Source organism: Achromobacter sp. SIMBA_011 (genome assembly GCF_046535435.1).
GTDB lineage: Bacteria > Pseudomonadota > Gammaproteobacteria > Burkholderiales > Burkholderiaceae_B > Achromobacter > Achromobacter dolens.
The window spans coordinates 1-590 of the sequence record NZ_JAWRWN010000034.1; the positions used below are offsets into that span (position 1 = coordinate 1).

The window sequence follows — 590 nt, forward strand, 5'->3', positions numbered from 1 at the left end:
CGACGTTTCTTTCCTGCCAAAAGTGCTTTACAACCCGAAGGCCTTCATCGCACACGCGGGATGGCTGGATCAGGGTTTCCCCCATTGTCCAAAATTCCCCACTGCTGCCTCCCGTAGGAGTCTGGGCCGTGTCTCAGTCCCAGTGTGGCTGGTCGTCCTCTCAAACCAGCTACGGATCGTCGCCTTGGTGAGCCGTTACCCCACCAACTAGCTAATCCGATATCGGCCGCTCCAATAGTGCAAGGTCTTGCGATCCCCTGCTTTCCCCCGTAGGGCGTATGCGGTATTAGCTACGCTTTCGCGTAGTTATCCCCCGCTACTGGGCACGTTCCGATACATTACTCACCCGTTCGCCACTCGCCACCAGACCGAAGTCCGTGCTGCCGTTCGACTTGCATGTGTAAGGCATCCCGCTAGCGTTCAATCTGAGCCAGGATCAAACTCTTCAGTTTAATCTCTGTATTTGTTTCGTATTTCTTAGTTCCGAAGAACCGAGTCATACGTCGCTACTCAAAGGAAGTGAGGTATGTGCTTAGACTTGACATCTAAGGTACTTCACTTCTAGTGAGCACTTGATTTCATTGTGCTTG

General features: G+C 52.5%; 1 rRNA gene. It reads right to left on the reverse strand.

The annotated features are described in order from the left end of the window. Positions 1–452: ribosomal RNA gene (locus SB816_RS29755) — 16S ribosomal RNA — on the reverse strand; the annotation flags it as partial. Positions 453–590 lie beyond the last annotated feature (138 nt).